The 16,777-nt window shown below is 70.9% G+C and carries 14 protein-coding genes and 1 riboswitch; of the genes, 3 read left to right on the top strand and 11 right to left on the bottom strand.

The window, feature by feature from the left end:
* Window positions 1-218 precede the first annotated feature (218 nt).
* From ACFY5C_RS18065 to ACFY5C_RS18025, 9 genes are all read right to left on the bottom strand, one after another.
* Complete coding sequence (locus ACFY5C_RS18065; protein ID WP_389445306.1) at window positions 219-914, bottom strand: transglycosylase family protein; 696 nt, start codon at window positions 912-914, stop codon at window positions 219-221.
* 4 nt (window positions 915-918) lie between these two features.
* Window positions 919-1,118, bottom strand: a riboswitch (cyclic di-AMP (ydaO/yuaA leader).
* 206 nt (window positions 1,119-1,324) lie between these two features.
* Entirely contained in the window at window positions 1,325-2,362 is a 1,038-nt protein-coding gene (locus tag ACFY5C_RS18060) for a transglycosylase family protein (RefSeq protein ID WP_389445304.1), read from the bottom strand.
* 166 nt (window positions 2,363-2,528) lie between these two features.
* Window positions 2,529-3,818, bottom strand: coding sequence for a cytochrome P450 (locus ACFY5C_RS18055; RefSeq protein ID WP_389445302.1), 1,290 nt, complete (start codon window positions 3,816-3,818; stop codon window positions 2,529-2,531).
* 555 nt (window positions 3,819-4,373) lie between these two features.
* Complete coding sequence (locus ACFY5C_RS18050) at window positions 4,374-5,351, bottom strand: nucleoside triphosphate pyrophosphohydrolase (RefSeq protein ID WP_389445300.1); 978 nt, start codon at window positions 5,349-5,351, stop codon at window positions 4,374-4,376.
* Between the two features lie 192 nt (window positions 5,352-5,543).
* Window positions 5,544-6,188, bottom strand: a complete 645-nt coding sequence (locus ACFY5C_RS18045) for a SurA N-terminal domain-containing protein (RefSeq protein ID WP_389445299.1) — start codon at window positions 6,186-6,188, stop codon at window positions 5,544-5,546.
* A 165-nt stretch (window positions 6,189-6,353) separates the two neighbouring features.
* A complete protein-coding gene (locus ACFY5C_RS18040) occupies window positions 6,354-7,847 on the bottom strand; it encodes a protein kinase (protein ID WP_389445473.1) in 1,494 nt (497 codons plus the stop codon).
* 38 nt (window positions 7,848-7,885) lie between these two features.
* Window positions 7,886-8,557 carry a hypothetical protein gene (locus ACFY5C_RS18035; protein ID WP_389445298.1) on the bottom strand — a complete coding sequence of 224 codons (672 nt, stop codon included), beginning with the start codon at window positions 8,555-8,557 and terminating at the stop codon, window positions 7,886-7,888.
* A gap of 185 nt (window positions 8,558-8,742) precedes the next feature.
* Window positions 8,743-9,486 carry an N-acetyltransferase gene (locus ACFY5C_RS18030; protein ID WP_389445297.1) on the bottom strand — a complete coding sequence of 248 codons (744 nt, stop codon included), beginning with the start codon at window positions 9,484-9,486 and terminating at the stop codon, window positions 8,743-8,745.
* Window positions 9,487-9,550: 64 nt separating this feature from the next.
* Window positions 9,551-10,318 carry an HNH endonuclease family protein gene (locus ACFY5C_RS18025; protein WP_389445471.1) on the bottom strand — a complete coding sequence of 256 codons (768 nt, stop codon included), beginning with the start codon at window positions 10,316-10,318 and terminating at the stop codon, window positions 9,551-9,553.
* 190 nt (window positions 10,319-10,508) lie between these two features.
* On the opposite strand from ACFY5C_RS18025, the gene ACFY5C_RS18020 reads away from it, so the two are divergent.
* Window positions 10,509-10,694: an Rv0909 family putative TA system antitoxin gene (locus tag ACFY5C_RS18020; RefSeq protein ID WP_389445295.1), complete on the top strand. Its 186-nt coding sequence runs from the start codon at window positions 10,509-10,511 to the stop codon at window positions 10,692-10,694.
* A 230-nt stretch (window positions 10,695-10,924) separates the two neighbouring features.
* Here ACFY5C_RS18020 and ACFY5C_RS18015 read toward each other — a convergent pair whose 3' ends face one another.
* Window positions 10,925-11,806, bottom strand: a complete 882-nt coding sequence (locus tag ACFY5C_RS18015; protein WP_389445293.1) for a hypothetical protein — start codon at window positions 11,804-11,806, stop codon at window positions 10,925-10,927.
* Window positions 11,807-11,936: 130 nt separating this feature from the next.
* On the opposite strand from ACFY5C_RS18015, the gene ACFY5C_RS18010 reads away from it, so the two are divergent.
* Window positions 11,937-12,599, top strand: a complete 663-nt coding sequence (locus tag ACFY5C_RS18010; RefSeq protein ID WP_389445291.1) for a TetR/AcrR family transcriptional regulator — start codon at window positions 11,937-11,939, stop codon at window positions 12,597-12,599.
* 55 nt (window positions 12,600-12,654) lie between these two features.
* Window positions 12,655-13,095, top strand: coding sequence for an SgcJ/EcaC family oxidoreductase (locus ACFY5C_RS18005; RefSeq protein ID WP_389445290.1), 441 nt, complete (start codon window positions 12,655-12,657; stop codon window positions 13,093-13,095).
* A gap of 141 nt (window positions 13,096-13,236) precedes the next feature.
* On the opposite strand, the gene mfd is transcribed toward ACFY5C_RS18005, so the two are convergent.
* A complete protein-coding gene (mfd, locus tag ACFY5C_RS18000) occupies window positions 13,237-16,767 on the bottom strand; it encodes a transcription-repair coupling factor (RefSeq protein ID WP_389445288.1) in 3,531 nt (1,176 codons plus the stop codon).
* Between the last annotated feature and the right edge of the window lie 10 nt (window positions 16,768-16,777).

Raw genomic sequence — 16,777 nt, 5'->3', positions numbered from 1 at the left:
GACCGACCGTCCCGTGGACAGGACCGAACCGTACCCATTGTTCCCTACCGGAACAAAGGGTGGGTGACTTACAGGGAAAGAAAAAGCCCCGCCCCGGTGCGTACGGGGGAACACGCACCGGAGCGGGGAGCCCGTGGGGGACGGGGGTGACCCTCACGAGGTCTTCATGATGAGTTCCACGGATGTGAGGGCACTGTGGTTCAGCTATTGGCCGCGTACTACTTCAGGTGCAGCTGCTGACCCGGGTAGATCAGGTCGGCGTCCTCGACGATGTCCTTGTTCAGCTGGAACAGCTTCTCCCAGCCGCCCTTGACCTTCTCCGCCTCGGCGATCGAGCTGAGGGTGTCACCCTTGGCGACCTTGTACTCGCCGTCGCCCTTCTTGACCTTCTTGCCGGTCGGGGTGGTGACGGTCTTGGTCGACTTCTTGGCGGCCGGACGCTCGGCGGAGCGGGAGGCCGACTGCTGCTCGGTGGAGCGCGGGGTGCTCTCGGTGCTCTGCGAGGAACCGCTCGAGGAGGCGCCGGAGCCGTTGTACGCGGCGCTCGACAGGCCGGTGCCGCAGTTCGGCCAGGCACCCTTGCCCTGGCCCGCGAGAACCTTCTCGGCGATCTCGATCTGCTGGGCCTTGGTGGCCTTGTCGGCGGTGGCGGCGTACGCCGTGCCGCCGTACGCGGCCCAGGTGGAGGCGGAGAACTGCAGACCGCCGTAGTAGCCGTTGCCGGTGTTGATGGACCAGTTGCCGCCGGCCTCGCACTGGGCGACGGCGTCCCACTCGGAGGCGGTGGCGGCGGAGGCGCTGCCGGCCGCCATCAGCGGGGCGGCGACGGCGGCGGCGCCGGTGACGCCGACGGCGGCTATGGCGCGGGCGGCCTTGGACGGACGACGGTGCTTGCCCTTGCTGGAAAACAGCATGGTTGGATCCCCTCACCGACGCCTGCGAGGTGAGCTGTCGGGTTCGGGCCAGATGAGTTGCCCGGCCGCGCTCGTCCGCCTTTCGGCTCGCGTTGCGCGGCTTCACCCCAAGCCGACTCCGGCCGTGCGGCCCCGAAGGGCCTCAACTGCCGGACCCGGCGCTTACCTTGGGTCCCCCGCTCCTGCCTACGGCGCTTGACGCGACGACTGTTCCCGGGCGGCCACTGGCAGGATTCGGCGTTGCGGCAGCCGGGGCTCGTGGTGACGAGCGATCACGACCGTAGACACCCGATTCCCGGAATTACAAAGACGATCAGGGCTTCTGAGATCTATCTCTCACCGCATCCAAAACGGACATTAGGGTGCGAAAGGTGGCGCGAACTCCCACTGTTTTTCGCCCTGTTCGGCCCTTATTCGACGGGGACGTCCAGGGTCTGACCGGGGACGATGTCGTTCGCGTCGCCACCGATGGCGCCCTTGTTCGCGTCGTACAGCGCCCGCCACCCGCCGTCGAGGTCAAGGGAGTCGGCGATGGAGGCCAGAGTGTCGCCGGCGCGGACCTTGTACGAGGCGTGGCGACCGGAGGACTCGGGCGCCGGGTCGGCTGTCTCACTCTCGTCGGCACTCGGCCCGCGGTGCCGCCCGGAGCCTGCCGCCTCCCCGGAGAGCGCGCCGGTGTCGACGAGGCTCCAGGCGCCCACCTCTTGCACCCAGTTGTCCTGATTATCCCCGTCCGGGGTCTCCACGGGGGAGCTGTCGGGCGACTTGGAGTCCTTGGCGTCGGGTGACGCGTCAGGCTTCGCCGAGCTGTCCGCCTTGGATGACGAAGAGGGGGAGGAAGAGGGAGAAGAGGATGAATCCCGGGGCGATTCGGACGAACCGCTGGGAGATTCACTCGACGAGCCCGATGAACCCGACGGGCCGTCGGTCGGGTCCGACGAGTTCGAGGAACCCGACGAGTTAGACGAATTGGACGAACTCGACGAGCCGGACGAATCAAGCAATCCAGAGGATCCGGACACCTCGGAGGGTGAGTCGTCCTCCACTCCGGTGTCGAGGTCGACCAAGCCGTTCTTCGGGGTGAGCCCGTTGAGCACCGCGCAGGTGCCCCAGGGCTTGGTCCCCTGGTCGGCGAGGATGGCCTGCGCCACGGCGATCTGCTGGGAGCGGCTCGCCAGGTCGGGACGCGGGGCGTAGTCGAGGCCGCCGTACTGCTCCCAGTCGTCCTGGGTCAGCTGCAGTCCGCCGTAGTGCCCGTTGCCCTCGTCCGTGCTCCACGAGCCGCCGCTCTCGCACTCGGCCACCTTGTCCCACACGGTGCCGTCGGCAGCGCTGGCGCCCGTGGCGCCGAGCAGCGGGATGGCAATGGCGGACCCGGTCACTCCGGCCGCGACGAGGAGAGCCGGAGCCTGGCGGGGGCGACGGTGACGACCGTTCCCGGAGAGCATGCGGGGACCTTTCACGAGGCAGCAGTGACCGCGGCGCGCGAAACCTGGCGCCGTCGTTGATCCGTGAACGTATAGGCATTCGATCACTTGTCACAAGTTAATGCCGCGTAGATCACGTGAAGATCACAGAGTTGAGCGCGTGTCACGTTTGACGAGGTGGACGAACTCACCCAACTGGTGTGAAATCCACCGGAAGTGTGCGCAGGCCCCGCATGATGAGACCTCCGCGCCACCTCAACTCCCCTGGGTCCACGGCGAGTCGGAGATCCGGGAGACGGGTGAGGAGGGTGGCGAGGGCCGTCTGACCCTCCAGTCGGGCGAGCGGGGCCCCGAGGCAGTAGTGGATGCCGTGGCCGTAGCCGAGGTGCTGGTTGTCGCGGCGGCCGAGGTCGAGCACATCGGGCTCGGCGAACCGCTCCGGGTCCCGGTCGGCGGCTGCCAGCACGACGAGAACGGGGTCGCCGGCGGCGATGCCCTGCCCGCCGACGGTGAGCGGCTCGGTGGCGAAGCGCCAGGTGGCGAGCTCCACGGGGCCGTCGTAGCGCAGGAGTTCCTCCACGCCGGTTTCGAGGAGGCCGGTCTCCTCGGCGGCGAGGGACGTCTGCAGGCGGGCGCGCTGCTCGGGGTGGGTGAGCAGCGCGTAGACGCCGTTGCCGATCAGATTCACGGTCGTCTCAAAACCGGCAAACAGCAGGATAAAGGCCATCGCCGCGGCCTCGTTCTCGGTGAGATGCTCACCGTGGTCGGAGGCCCGGATGAGACCGGAGATGAGGTCCTCACCGGGCGTGGGTTCCTCGGGCAGGGCTTCCCGCTTGCGGTGGATGAGGTCGGCCAGATAGCCGCGCATCTTCTTCACCGACCGCGCGACACCGCCGCGAGGGCCGCCCTGGTGGCGGATCATCATGCCCGCCCAGTCCCGGAAGTCGTCCTGGTCCTCGCGGGGGACGCCGAGCAGGTCGCAGATGGCATAGATGGGGAGCGGGAACGCGAACTCGTGGATGAGATCGGCGCTCCCCTTCGCCGCGAACCCGTCGATCAGATGGTCCGTGAGCTCCTGCACCCGGGGGGCGAACTCGGCGACCCTGCGGGGCGTGAAGGCCTTGGAGACGAGCCTGCGCAGCCTGGTGTGGTCCGGCGGGTCGATGTTGAGCAGATGCGTCATGAGCTCGGCCTTGCGCTCACCGGGGATGCCGGTCTTGCCCTTGGCGTGCGCGGGCTCGTCGTGGTGGGCCGGGTTCTTGGAGAGCCGGTTGTCGGCGAGGGCCTGCTTGGCATCGGCGTACCGGGTGACCAGCCAGGCCTCCACGCCGCTGGGCAGCCGGGTCCGGTGGACCGGGGCGTGCTCGCGGAGCCAGGCGTAGGCGGGGTACGGGTCGGTCGCGAACTCCCAGGTGAAGAGGTCGGGGGGCGCGGGAGGTCCGGGGGTGGTGCCGGTGGGGGTGGGCTGGTTGGTCACTCCCTGACGGTATCCGCTGCCGGTCCGGCCCTGCTTCCTGCCGACCGTCACCGGTCCGGCCCTGCTTCCCGCTCACTGTCGCCGGTCCGTCCGCCCCTCCCCACTTACCGTCGCCGGTCCGGCACCGCTTCCTGCCGACCGTCGCCGGTCCGGCCCTGCTCCCCGCTCACCGTCGCCGGTCCGTCCGCCCCTCCCGGCTTACCGTCGCCGGTCCGTCCGCCCCTCCCTGCTTACCGTCGCCGGTCCGTCCGCCCCTCCCTGCTTACCGTCGCCGGGCTGTCCGCCCCTCCCTGCTCACTGTCGCCGGTCCGTCCGCCCTCCTGGCTCAGTGTCGCCGTCCCGGCCCCGCTCCTTGCCAGCCCTCGCCCCGTCCGGCCCCTGCTCCTGCGAACCGCCACCGACCCGGGCCCCGCTCCCTGATCCGGCGCCCGCTCCCTGCCAGCCCTCCCCCGTCCGGCCCCTGCTCCTGCAAACCGTCACCGACCCGGGCCCGCTCCCTGATCCGGCGCCCGCTCCCTCTGCCGGCGCACGCTCCCTATTGCGGGGCACCCCCGGTCACGGGGACACCCCCTCGGCAGTCCGCACGGCATCCCGGTAGGTCCGAGCCGCGACTCTCAGGGCGGCCTCCGGGTCGACCCCGGCGGCCTCCGCGCGGACCGCCATGGCGAGGAGCTCGTAGCCGAGGCCGTCGCCCGTGGGCAGCGGCACCTCCAGACCCGCCGTACGAACCCGGGACGCCAACTTCGCGGCCAGTGCCAGGCCCGGCTGTCCCAGCGGGATGCCGTCCGTCACCGACTCGCGCCGCTTCTCCGCCGCCTTCGTGCGCAGCCAGTGCTCCTTGACCTCCTCGGGGGTCGTCGCCGTCTCGTCGCCGAAGACGTGCGGGTGGCGGTGGATGAGCTTGGTGACGATGCCGCCGGCCACGTCGTCGATGGAGAAGGGGGACTCCGGGTCCTCCTCGGCTATCCGGGCGTGGAAGACGACCTGCAGCAGGACGTCGCCCAGTTCCTCGCGGAGTTCGTCGCGGTCGCCCTCCTCGATCGCCTCGACGAGTTCGTAGGCCTCCTCGATGCCGTACTTCGCCAGGCCCTTGTGGGTCTGCTGGGAGGACCACGGGCACTCGACGCGGATGCGGTCCATGACCTGGACCAGGTCGAGGAGGCGGGCGCCGGGCAGATCGTAGGAGGCGGGGAGCAGTTCCAATTCGGGCATGCTGACCCGTCCGGAGCCCGCGAGGCGTGCCAGGCCGTCCGTCAGGGCCGGCTCGCCCTCGCCCGTCGCCACGACCACGACCGTGTGGCCGTCGGCACACGCGTCGATCAGTTGCTCGGCGGTCGGGGCGGTCTCGTCGACCGCTATGCCGGCCTCACGCAGATACGGCAGCTGGGGATGCGCGCCGTCCGCGCACAGCACACGGTCGGCCGCGTGCAGGGCCTGCCAGGCCGGCCAGGACAGCAGGCCGGGTGCGACACGGTGGCTGGTGGTGAGCAGGACGATGCGGCCGGGGGCGGCTTCGGGACTGGTTGCGTTCACGATCCGAACGTAACCCACGTCGCCGACGGCCCCCCGAGTTATCCACAGGCAGATTGTCCACAGGCTGGGTGGGTCGGGTGGATCTGCCCTCGCAGGTTCACAGGGGCCGGCCGTGCGGGCTGCTTCCCGCCGTGGCGGGCTGTGGGGGCTGCTTCCCTCGCCTGTTCACATGGGCGGCGGTGGCCCCCGGCGCTACGCCGTCTGCTGCGTCCCGGTCGCGGTCACTTCGCGCACCCACGGCGTCTTCGCATCCGCCCGGCCGCTCTTTTGGACGTCCCAGGTGCCGTAGCGCGGGTTGAGGTCGATGTCGAGCTTCTTGGACGCCTCGGCCAGGGCGTTCCAGAAGGCGGGCTTGCCGGTGTCGGTGCCGAGGGAGGTGGCCAGTTTCTGGGCCTCGAGCTGGAGGCGGAGGTTCTCGTCGAGGCGCTGCGGCGGAATGCCGTACTGCTGGAGCCAGGCCGTCTCCAGTGCCTTGGCGCCGCCGACCTGCTTCTCCAGGCCGCCGCGCATTTCCTGGAGCTCCTTGCGGGTGACGGTCACGCCCGCGTCCTGGGCGGCCCGGTGCAGCACCTGGTCGAGAACCATGGTGTGCAGGACGTCCCGCGGGAGGGTGCCGGACTTGGCGATGACCTGTGCGTACTGGGCGTCGTCGGAGACGGCCTCGCGCTGTGCGGCGCGTACCTCGCCGACCCGGTTCTCCAGCTGCGCGACGGTGATCCGCTGGCCACCGACGACGGCCGCCGCACCGGGATGCGCGTCGCTTCCGCAGGCGGTCAGCAGGGGCGCCGCGGCGATCGCGGCGGAGAGAAGGAGCGCGGTACGACGGCGGCGGTGCAAGGAGACCTCCTGAGGGAGCTTGTGCGGCGGTGCACAAAGTCTTGCGGTGATCGATGGTAGGCAGTGGGCAAGCTCTGGCCAACCCATTCGACCAACGATTCGCCACGACTTCGGGCACCGAAGCACCCTCGCCCGGCCCACCGGTGCCGGGCGGCCGGGCAGGAACTAGCCGCGCATCTGCCCGAGCCACTGCAGCGTCCGCCGTACCTCCGTCGCGAGCGGGTGGCCGGGGCCGTGCAGGCGTTCCACGTCGTGCAGCAGACGGGCCAGGGTGTCGTGGGCGGCCGGCCGGTCGCCGAGGGCGAGCAGGAGTTGGCCGATGCGGCGGCGGACGTCGTGGGCGAGCTGGGGGTCGCCGGAGACGTACTGGTTCTCGTAGTACGGCAGCAGCCGGCGGTACTCCGCGAGCGCGGCCGCCGGTTCGCCGAGCTGTTCCAGGCACTGGGCGGCGTCGTAGCGGAAGCGCAGGGACTGCGGGTCGGCCTGGCCGGCCTCGGCAGCGCGCTCGTCGGCGAGGCGGCGCAGCTCGGGCAGCGCGCGCCGGTACTGGCCGTCGTCCATGAGCGTGGCCGCGTACTGCTTGCGCAGGGTGCGCACGACCGGGGAGTGCTCGCCGTGCTGTTCGGCGGCGGCGGGCAGGATCGAGCCGAGGATGTCGACGGCCTGGGTGATACGGCCCTCTCCGAGGAGGCGCTTGACCTCGTCGACGGCGCGCGCGACGTCCGGCTTGTCCGTGGCGGGCGGGCCGGGTGTGGCCGGGGCGGGCTGCGGCGCGGGGGTGCGGGCGAGGTCCGGCCAGGGTGCGTGCGGGCGCAGGAAGGGGCGCGTGGGGTCGAGCGGCGAGCCGGTGGGCGTCCCGCGCGCGGGCAGGAGTGGCGCCAACTCCTCGTACACCTCCTGCGCGGAGGCGGGGCGGTGCTGCGGGTCCTTCGTCAGCAGACGCAGGACGAGGGCTTCGAGTGCCTCGGGAACCTCGGGGCGGATACGGCGCACCGGCAGCGGCGGCTCGTACAGGTGCCGGTGCAGCACGCCGAGCGCGGTCGATCCGGAGAACGGCACGTCGCCGCTGAGGAGTTCGTGCAGGACCACGCCGAGCGCGTACAGGTCGGTGTACGGGCCGACCGCGCCGCCCATCGCCTGCTCGGGCGCCATGTAGGCGGGCGAGCCGATGGGGGTTCCGGTGTGGGTGAGGCGGGTGGTGTCGGCGTCCATGACGGAGGCGACGCCGAGGTCGAGGACGGTGACCGTGCCGTCCTGCTTCACCATCACGTTGCGTGGCTTGAGGTCGCGGTGGACGATCGGCACGGCGTGCACGGCGCTGAGTACGGCGCACAGTTGCGCGGCGACCGCCACGGCCCACTGCCAGGGGTACGGGTCGCGCTCGGCGAGATGGCCGGCGAGGTCGACGCCGTCGACGTACTGCATGACGAGGAACAGCTCCTCGCCCTCGCTGCCCGCGTCGTGCACGGTGACGAGCCCGGGGTGGTCGACCTGCGCGGTGACCCGGCACTCGCGCTCGAACCGGCGGCGCAGTTCGCCCGCCTCCTGCCCGGCCACCTTGTCGGGGCGCAGCAGCTTCACGGCCACGCGCCGGTCGAGCCGCTGGTCGTACGCCGTCCAGACCTGTCCCATGCCGCCCTGCCCGATGAGCGTGGACAGTTCATAGCGGTCGGCGACGACACGTCCTGTCGTCACGGTCACCTGTCGCCCTCGTGGTTGCCGTCCTGGCGGCCGTCGTGCTTGCGCAGGTAGTCACTGAGCTCGTCGAGCTCGGCGCGCACCTGGTCGATACGCGCGGGTGCGGGGCGCTGCGGGGGCGGCGGGACGGGGGTCCGGGACATCGGCGTCTGGGATGTCGGCGTCTGAGATGTCGGCGTCTGGGGGCCCAGTGCCTGGGGTATCGGCGTCTGCGGGCCGGGCCCCTGGGGTATCGGCACCGTCGTGGCGGTGTACGGCGACCCGGCCTGCGGATAGCCGTAGGACTGGGCCGGGACGGAGGGCCGCTGGGCGCTGTACCCCGGGAAGCGGAGCTGGTGGAAGTGGCGTATGTCCGCGGAGAGGTAGTACGCGATCGCGGCCACGAGACCACCCAGGAGGAGGGCGAGGCCGGTCCAGCCGCCCGCGGTGTGGATCTCGTCGCCGGGCTCGGAGCCGATCATGTACAGGCCGAGGAACTCCACCACGATCGATGCGGCGAACAAGCCCCAGTCGAGGGGCTTGCGGGTCACGATGGCCAGCCGCAGCATCATCGTCCACGTCAGCAGGCCGAAGCTCAGCACCGAGATCACGACGAACAGCAGGCGCAGGAAGACCAGCCACCCGGTGGGCGGCGGCTGCTTCACCGGCTGCGTGTAGCCGTGGCCTTGCATGGCTGCTCCTGATGCCTGAAGTGGGCGTAAGGACGGCCGGTCCTGCCCGCGGGGCGATCTCGGTCGTGCGATTGTCGCTTCGAGCGTATAGGCCGACACCGACATACGGTCACCGGTTGTACCGAACCGTTGCCGAGCTGATCACTTCGTACGACGGCACAGGTCGCGGAGGCCTCGCTTCCGGCTCACAGCGGGTGCCGCATCCACACGTTGGGCTCGACATACACCGCCTGGTCCCGCGCAGGCTCGCACCGCACGGGCACCAGCGCGCCCGGCACCTCGATGTCGCCCGCCGTGTCGAAGGGCAGCCCGGTCCAGCCACGCCACTGCTCCAGCGAGCCGGCCACGGTCATGGAGGCCGGGGCGATCGAGTCGATGGTGGCGCCGGCGCGGGCGTGGACGCGCAGCCACGGGTCGTGCGGCAGGCCGTCGGGGCGTACGCGGTGGGCGTACTCCTCGATGGGCGTGTGCGGTTCGAGGTGCTTGGCGCTGGGGCGGACCGGGGCGACGACCTCACCGAAGCCGTGGGCCCGGGCGTTGTCGCGCATCGCGCGGAGCATCCGGGCGGACAGGCCGCTGCCCTGGGCGTGCGGCGCGATGACGACGGAGATGGCACTGACCGTGTCGGGGCGGACGCCGGCGCGCAGGTCGGCGAAGGCCCACACGAGCACCTCGTCCCAGCCTCGGGCGGGCAGCCGGCCACGGCCCTCGGCGGCTAGGGCGAACGGGACGCTGTAGGCGTGGGCGACGACTTCGCCGCGCTCGTCCTCGGCGAACAGCGCGTACTCGGGGAGTTCGCGCGGGATCCGGCCGTAGTGTGCGTTGCCCACGGGGTCCTGGGTCGTGAACTGCGGCCAGGTGTCCGGCATTTCCACCACCCGTTCGAGCATCTCGGGGCGTTCTGCGAGGCTCGATACCTTCGGCTCCATGCCGGTCACCGTAGGCGTGGGACGGCCGCGCCCGGAAGTCGTTTTCGGGGGCGGACCAGGGGCGTCACCCACCGCACTGGCTCAGCATCATCTCCTTGTCGGCTGCCGTCACCGGAAGTTCGTACTTCAGCGACACCTGGGCGAAACGCACCGCATACGAGCAGCGGATCCGCTTGTTCGGGGGCAGCCAGGACGCGGGGCCGGAGTCGCCCTTGGAGCTGTTGGTCGGGCCGTCGACCGGTATGAGGTTGAGGGGGTCGTTGGCGATGTCCTGGCGCTTGCCCTTCGACCAACGGGCGGCGCCCATCTGCCAGTCGTACGACAGGGGCATGATGTGGTCGATCTGAACGCTCGTGGCGCGGGACTTGGCCCACTCGATCGTCCGGCCCGTGTACGGGTCGTGCAGGGTCATGGAAGCCACGACACAGTCTGAGCCGGAACGGAACCGGAGCTCTTCGCCGTCGCGCTTGAGGAGGTCGTTGCGGGTGTCGCAACCGTTGCGGGAGAACGGGATGCCGCCCGGGGCCGAGTCCATCCAGGCGTAGCCGAACTCGTCGCGGTCGTAGCCCGTCTTCGGCCCGCGCCCCTTGGTCGCCACCTTCTCGATCAGGGCCCGTGCCTCGGCCCGGTCGGCGTCCGAGGTGAGGGGTGCGAGCCCCGCTTTCGTGCCGTCCGGATTGTCCAGTGGGCTCACAGCCCGGCCGTTGCCCGCGGCCGGGGCGGAGCCGGAGGGCTCCTCGTCCACGCGCAGATCGACGTTCTCGCACCCCGCCAGTACGAGCACCATGCCGAGCATCGCCGCGGCGCTCGCCGCCCCGCCCCTTCGACGCATCACGATGCGCCCCTCCCCTGCCGCCGTTCCGCCCCGCACAGGCGGCCTTCCCCGGTACACCGTCGTACACACGGTAGCGACCAGGCGCACGGCGGCATTCGAGAGGTCCAGACCACCTTGCGGCCAGGCGGGCATACTTCACAAGCCGGGCGTATCGTCGGTGGGGAGTCACCTCGGGAAGGAGCTGTGCATGGGCATCTTCGACAAGTTCAAGAACCGTCACGCGCAGGACAAGGCCGGGGACATGTCCGACACCGCGGAACGGAAGGCGAACGAGAAGACGGGCAACAAGTACGAGAGCCAGGTCGACGACGCGCAGCAACGTATGGAGCGCGGAATGGGAATGGACCGCGACCGGCCGCCCGAGCAGCAATAGGCCCCAAGGCACGCGAAGGACCACTCGGCTGCCGGGCAGGGCGCCGACGCAGTGGCACATCACAGCGCACCCGCCGACGCCCGCGTCCGGGCCGGGCTTTCACCGGCCCACCTCCGACAGAGGCCGTCCGCGGAGACTCACCTCCCGCGGGCGGCTTCAGAGTTGCCGCAGCGCGCCACTCCTCGACGCCGAGGGGATGCCTCCCGGACCCCGCCCGATGCCGCCCCTCCTCAGACCTTCCCGATCCCCAGGGTCGTCTCCGAGGGCAGCAGCCCCGACGACAGCACCGCGACCCAGAACTCCCCCAGCAGCTCCACGAGGCGGCCCGCCTCGTCCGCCGTGAGCGACTGCCAAGGAGCGGCGGCGAGTCGGTCGGTGTGCTCCTCGACGGTGCCGCGCAGTTCGCGGCCCGCCTCCGTGGCCGCACCGCCGACGTCCACCAGGCCCCGGACGATGAGCCGTTCCCGGGCGGATGCCCATTCCGCGGGTGTCCAGCCACGGCTCTCGAAGCGCGCGACCGACGCAGCGCCTATCGCGGCGAAGGACACCAGTGACTCGACGGGGTCGAGGCCGGCGACCATCAGGGCGGCGATGTGACCGTCTCCTCGGTGTTCACGCAGGAGGGTCGCCGCGTGCCAGAGCTGGAGGTGCGAGGCCTGCGGCCAGTCCAGCGCGGCGTTGGCCGCGGCGAGCGGTCGGCCCGCGCTGTCCGCCGCCTCCGCCGCACGGCGTGCGAGGGCTGCGGCTTCCGCCAGCTCGGGACTGTCCACCCGGTCGCCCAATATCGCGCGGTAGGCCCGGTCGATTCCCCGCGCCCGCGCCTCAAGCAGGGCCTCGGGACTCGCGATCTTCCACGCGGGGTCGATGTGTTCGGCGACCATGCGGGGGCTGAAGCTGTAGAAGGCGGACGACACCTGCTCCGCGCCCACGACCCCCAAGGGGGCTGCCCGGTAAGGGAAGTAGCTCGGCCAGCGTTCCCCGGTGCCGAATCCGAGGGCGGCGGCCTCCTCGAAGGCTTCCGGCGCGTAATACAGCACCGCGTGAAGAGGCTCCAGCAGATGCCAGAGCTGACGTACGCGATCGGGCTCCAGATGGGCCTCGGTATTCGTCATGACGCAGTCCCCCAGTTCACAGGCTCGAAAGTCGAAGTCCCGGATCCCCGACTCTTGGAACTTGACACTGCCAAGATTGCCCGACGCGGCAAAACTTGTCAATGCCTAGATTGCGCGTACGCTGCTTGCCATGCCCCCCGCACCGCAGCCGCCCGAGCCCGAGCCCGAGCACAAGCACGAGCACGCGCCCAAACAGCAGTCCCCCGGCGCCCCGCGCGAATCCCGCAGCCCTCGCCGCCCCTATCACCACGGCGACCTGCGCCGAGCCATCCTCACCGCCGCGCTGGACGCCATCGCCGCAGACGGCCCGTCCGCACTCAGCCTGCGTGACCTCGCCCGCCGTGCCGGTGTCTCGCACGCGGCGCCGGCCCATCACTTCAAGGACCGCACCGGGCTGCTGACGGCGATCGCCGCCGAGGGGTTCGGGCTGCTCGCGGACACGCTCAACGAAGCGGCGGACCTCAAGGACGCCGGCGTGCGCTACGTCCGCTTCGCGCGCGAGCATCCCGCGCACTTCCAGGTGATGTTCACGCCGGAGCTGCTGCGTGCCGAGGACCTGGAGCTGACCACGGCCCGCACCCTGGCAGGCGACGCACTGCGCGGCGCCGTCGCCGCCGTACGGCCCGAGAGCCTCGGTATCGACTCCCGCCTGGCCGGTGTCGCGGCCTGGTCCCTGGCGCACGGCTTCGCCACGCTGCTGCTCGGCCACAACCTGGACGGGCCGGTCGGCGACAAAGACCCCGAGGAGGTGTTCCGGACACTGGCGGCGATGCTGTTCCGGACCGCGCCCTGAGACGTCGCCGACATCGCTTGACCTCAAGTTCACTTGAGGTCCCAGAGTGGCCCTCATGAACACCGAAAGCGCACACGACAAGGCCGTCGACACCACAGGTACCAAGCCCGGCGACGCCGCCGACCTCAAGGCCATCGCTCAGGTCGTGGCCACCGTCGAACGCACCCAGCGGGCCAAGGACCCCGACGGCTTCCTCGCCCTCTTCCACCCCGACGCGCTGTGGACCACCGCCCACGGCAAGGTCCTCATCGGCCTCGACGCCATCGCCGAGTTCACCCGCGCCGTCCTGCCCACCGCCACCTGGGACGGCCAGGTCACCTACGAGGTGGCACACACGCAGTTCCTGCGGCCGGACGTGGCGGCCGTCAAGGTCCGGCAGGTGTACCACTCACCGAGCGGCGACACCGCGGGAGCGCCGCTGTACGTCATGACCAAGCAGGACGACGGACGGTGGCTGCTGCACGCCTGCCAGAACACCGAGGTGCGGGTCGACTAGGACCCGCCCGCGCCCGCCGACCGCCCGTTCACGGCCCCGGGATCGCGCCGTTCACGGCCCCGGGATCGCCCCGTTCACGATCCCGGGATCGCCGCTCACAATCCCGGGATCGCCCCGCTCACAATCCCGGCACCGCACCGCTCACGACCCCAGAATCGACGCCAGGAACTCCCCGACCCACCCCAGCAACTCCCGCCCGACCAGCGGCTTCCCGCCCACCTTCGCTGTCTTCGGGCGGGGCACCAGCAGCTGGTGCGCCGCCGGCTTGATGACGGTGCCGGGGTACAGGCGTTTGACCCTGAGTTCCTGGGACTCGCGCAGCTCCACGGGGGCGAAGCGGATGTTGGTGCCCTGCAGGACGATCTCGCCGACGCCGCACGCGCGGGCCAGCATGCGCAGGCCTGCCACGAGGAGGAGGTTCTCGACGGGCTCGGGCAACTTGCCGTAACGGTCGACGAGTTCCTCGCGTACGGACTTGACGTCCTCCTCCGTGTTCGCGGAGGCGATGGCCCGATAGGCCTGGAGGCGGAGGCGCTCGCCGGGGGCGTAGTCGTGCGGGACGTGGGCGTCGACCGGGAGCTCGATCTTGACCTCGAGCGGGGGCTCCTCCTCGACGCCGCCTTCCAGGGACGCCCGGTAGTCCGCGACGGCCTCGCCGACCATGCGGACGTACAGGTCGAAGCCGACGCCGGCGATGTGCCCGGACTGCTCGCCGCCGAGGAGGTTTCCGGCGCCTCGGATCTCCAGGTCCTTCATCGCCACGTACATGCCCGCACCCATCTCGGTGTGCTGGGCGATGGTGGCGAGGCGCTCGTGGGCGGTCTCGGTCAGCGGCTTCTCCGGCGGGTACAGGAAGTACGCGTACCCGCGCTCGCGCCCACGCCCGACACGGCCGCGCAGCTGGTGCAGCTGGGACAGGCCGAAGTTGTCGCCGCGCTCCACGATCAGGGTGTTGGCGTTGGAGATGTCGATGCCGGACTCGACGATCGTCGTCGATACGAGCACGTCGAACTTCTTCTCCCAGAAGTCGACGACGACCTGCTCCAGCGACTGCTCCGACATCTGGCCGTGTGCCGTGGCGATACGGGCCTCCGGGACGATCTCACGCAGGCGCGCGGCCGCCCGGTCGATCGACTCGACCCTGTTGTGGATGTAGAAGACCTGGCCCTCGCGCAGCAGTTCACGACGGATCGCGGCACCGATCTGCTTCTCCTCGTAGGGGCCGACGAAGGTCAGGACCGGATGGCGCTCCTCGGGGGGTGTCGTGATCGTCGACATCTCCCTGATGCCCGTGACCGCCATCTCCAGGGTCCTCGGGATCGGAGTCGCGGACATCGTCAGGACGTCGACGTTCGCGCGCAGCTTCTTCAGCTGCTCCTTGTGCTCGACGCCGAAGCGCTGCTCCTCGTCGACGATGACCAGGCCCAGGTCCTTGAACTTGGTCTCCGACGAGAACAGCCGGTGCGTGCCGATCACGATGTCCACCGAGCCCTCGCGCAGGCCCTCCAGGACCGCCTTCGCCTCGGTGTCGGTCTGGAAGCGGGACAGGGCCCGGGTGTTGACCGGGAACTGCGAGTAGCGCTCGGAGAACGTCCCGAAATGCTGCTGGACCAGCAGGGTCGTGGGGACCAGTACGGCCACCTGCTTGCCGTCCTGCACCGCCTTGAAGGCGGCGCGGACCGCGATCTCCGTCTTGCCGTAGCCGACGTCGCCGCAGATCAGGCGGTCCATCGGGACCGACTTCTCCATGTCCTCCTTGACCTCGGCGATGGTCGTCAGCTGGTCGGGGGTCTCGGCGTACGGGAAGGCGTCCTCCAGCTCGCGCTGCCAGGGGGTGTCCGAGCCGAAGGCGTGCCCGGGGGCCGCCATGCGCGCGCTGTAGAGCTTGATCAGGTCGGCGGCGATCTCCTTGACGGCCTTCTTGGCCCGCGCCTTGGTCTTCGTCCAGTCGGCGCCGCCCAGGCGGTGCAGGGTGGGGGCTTCGCCACCGACGTACTTGGTGATCTGCTCCAGCTGGTCGGTGGGGATGTACAGCCGGTCGCCTGGCTGGCCGCGCTTGGCGGGGGCGTACTCCACGACGAGGTACTCGCGCGTGGCGCCCTGCACGGTCCGCTGCACCATCTCGATGTAGCGGCCGACGCCGTGCTGCTCGTGGACGATGTAGTCGCCCGCCTCCAGGGAGAGCGGGTCGATCGTCTTGCGGCGGCGGGCGGGCATGCGGGCGCCGTCCTTGCCGGCCGCCTTCTGCCCGGACAGGTCGGTCTCGGTCAGGACGGCCAGCCTGAGCGCCGGGTCCACGAAGCCGTAGTCGATCGAGCCGCAGGCGACATGAACGACCGACGGGGAGATCTCCCCGAGGTCGGCCTCGAGGCGGGCCGCCACGCCCTCACCGCCGAGCACCTCGACCGTGCGGGCCGCGGGACCGTGCGCCTCGGTCACGAAGACCGTGCGCCAGCCGTCGGCGAGCCAGCCCTTGGTGTCGGCGAGGGCCTTCGCGGTGTCGCCACGGTACGACTCGGGCGCGTGCATGCCCACCTTGAGGGTGTCCGCGTCGAGCGTCTCGTCAGCGGCGAACGGCGACACCGACCACCACATCATCTCCAGCTCGCGCGCCCGGTCCCGGACGTCCGCGATGGACCACAGGGAGGCCGCGCCGACGTCGATGGGCGCCTCGCCGCCGCCGGCCGTGGCGGCCCAGGAGGCCTGCAGGAACTCCTGACTCGTCGCCACCAGATCGGCGGCACGCGTGCGTACCCGCTCCGGGTCGCACACGACGGCCATGGCGCCCTTGGGCAGGACGTCGAGGAGCAGCTCCATGTCGTCGACGAGGACGGGGGCGAGGGATTCCATGCCCTCGACCGCGATGCCCTCGGCGATCTTGCCGAGCAGTTCGCCGAGCTCCGGGTGCTGTTCGGCGAGGGCACGCGCGCGTGCGCGCACGTCGTCGGTGAGGAGGAGCTCGCGGCAGGGCGGGGCCCACAGGCCGTGCTCGGCGACTTCGAGGGAGCGCTGGTCGGCGACCTTGAAGTAGCGGATCTCCTCGATGTCGTCGCCCCAGAACTCGATGCGCAGGGGGTGTTCCTCGGTGGGCGGGAAGACATCCAGGATGCCGCCTCGTACGGCGAACTCGCCCCGCTTCTCGACGAGCTCCACGCGCGCGTACGCGGCTGCCGCGAGGGCGTCCACGACGGCGTTCAGATCGGCCGTCCGGCCGGTTCTCAGCGCCACCGGTTCCAGGTCGCCGAGGCCCTTGACCTGCGGCTGGAGGACGGAGCGTACGGGCGCCACCACCACGGAGACCGGGCCGGTCTCGGGGTCGTCGGTGCTGGGGTGGGCGAGGCGGCGCAGGATCGCGAGACGGCGTCCGACGGTGTCGCTGCGGGGGCTGAGGCGCTCGTGCGGGAGGGTCTCCCAGGACGGGTACTCCGCGACGCCCTCAGGGGGGAGCAGGGAGCGCAGGGCTGCCGCCAGGTCCTCGGCCTCCCGGCCCGTCGCCGTCACCGCCAGGACCGGGCGGTCCGTTTCGCGGGCGAGAGCGGCGATCGCGAACGGGCGGGCCGCCGGGGGCCCGACCAGGTCGACGTGCATGCGGTTGCCGTCTGCGGCCGCCGTGATCGCTTCCGCGAGGGCGGTGTCCTTGACTACGGCGTCGAGCAGACCGTGCAGGCTCATGGAGGGGGGC

It is taken from the genome of Streptomyces sp. NPDC012935 (genome assembly GCF_042900345.1).
Classification (GTDB): Bacteria; Actinomycetota; Actinomycetes; order Streptomycetales; family Streptomycetaceae; genus Streptomyces.
Note: the sequence above shows the minus strand (reverse complement) of the source record. Positions and strands in the feature narration are given on the sequence as shown.

Coding starts and splice junctions, on each gene's coding strand:
- ACFY5C_RS18065 (WP_389445306.1), bottom strand. CDS start 914: ATGCTGTTTTCCAGCAAGGGCAAGCACCGTCGTCCGTCCAAGGCCGCC.
- ACFY5C_RS18060 (WP_389445304.1), bottom strand. CDS start 2,362: ATGCTCTCCGGGAACGGTCGTCACCGTCGCCCCCGCCAGGCTCCGGCT.
- ACFY5C_RS18035 (WP_389445298.1), bottom strand. CDS start 8,557: ATGCAAGGCCACGGCTACACGCAGCCGGTGAAGCAGCCGCCGCCCACC.
- ACFY5C_RS18030 (WP_389445297.1), bottom strand. CDS start 9,486: ATGGAGCCGAAGGTATCGAGCCTCGCAGAACGCCCCGAGATGCTCGAA.
- ACFY5C_RS18025 (WP_389445471.1), bottom strand. CDS start 10,318: ATGCGTCGAAGGGGCGGGGCGGCGAGCGCCGCGGCGATGCTCGGCATG.
- ACFY5C_RS18020 (WP_389445295.1), top strand. CDS start 10,509: ATGGGCATCTTCGACAAGTTCAAGAACCGTCACGCGCAGGACAAGGCC.
- ACFY5C_RS18015 (WP_389445293.1), bottom strand. CDS start 11,806: ATGACGAATACCGAGGCCCATCTGGAGCCCGATCGCGTACGTCAGCTC.
- ACFY5C_RS18010 (WP_389445291.1), top strand. CDS start 11,937: ATGCCCCCCGCACCGCAGCCGCCCGAGCCCGAGCCCGAGCACAAGCAC.
- ACFY5C_RS18005 (WP_389445290.1), top strand. CDS start 12,655: ATGAACACCGAAAGCGCACACGACAAGGCCGTCGACACCACAGGTACC.
- mfd (WP_389445288.1), bottom strand. CDS start 16,767: ATGAGCCTGCACGGTCTGCTCGACGCCGTAGTCAAGGACACCGCCCTC.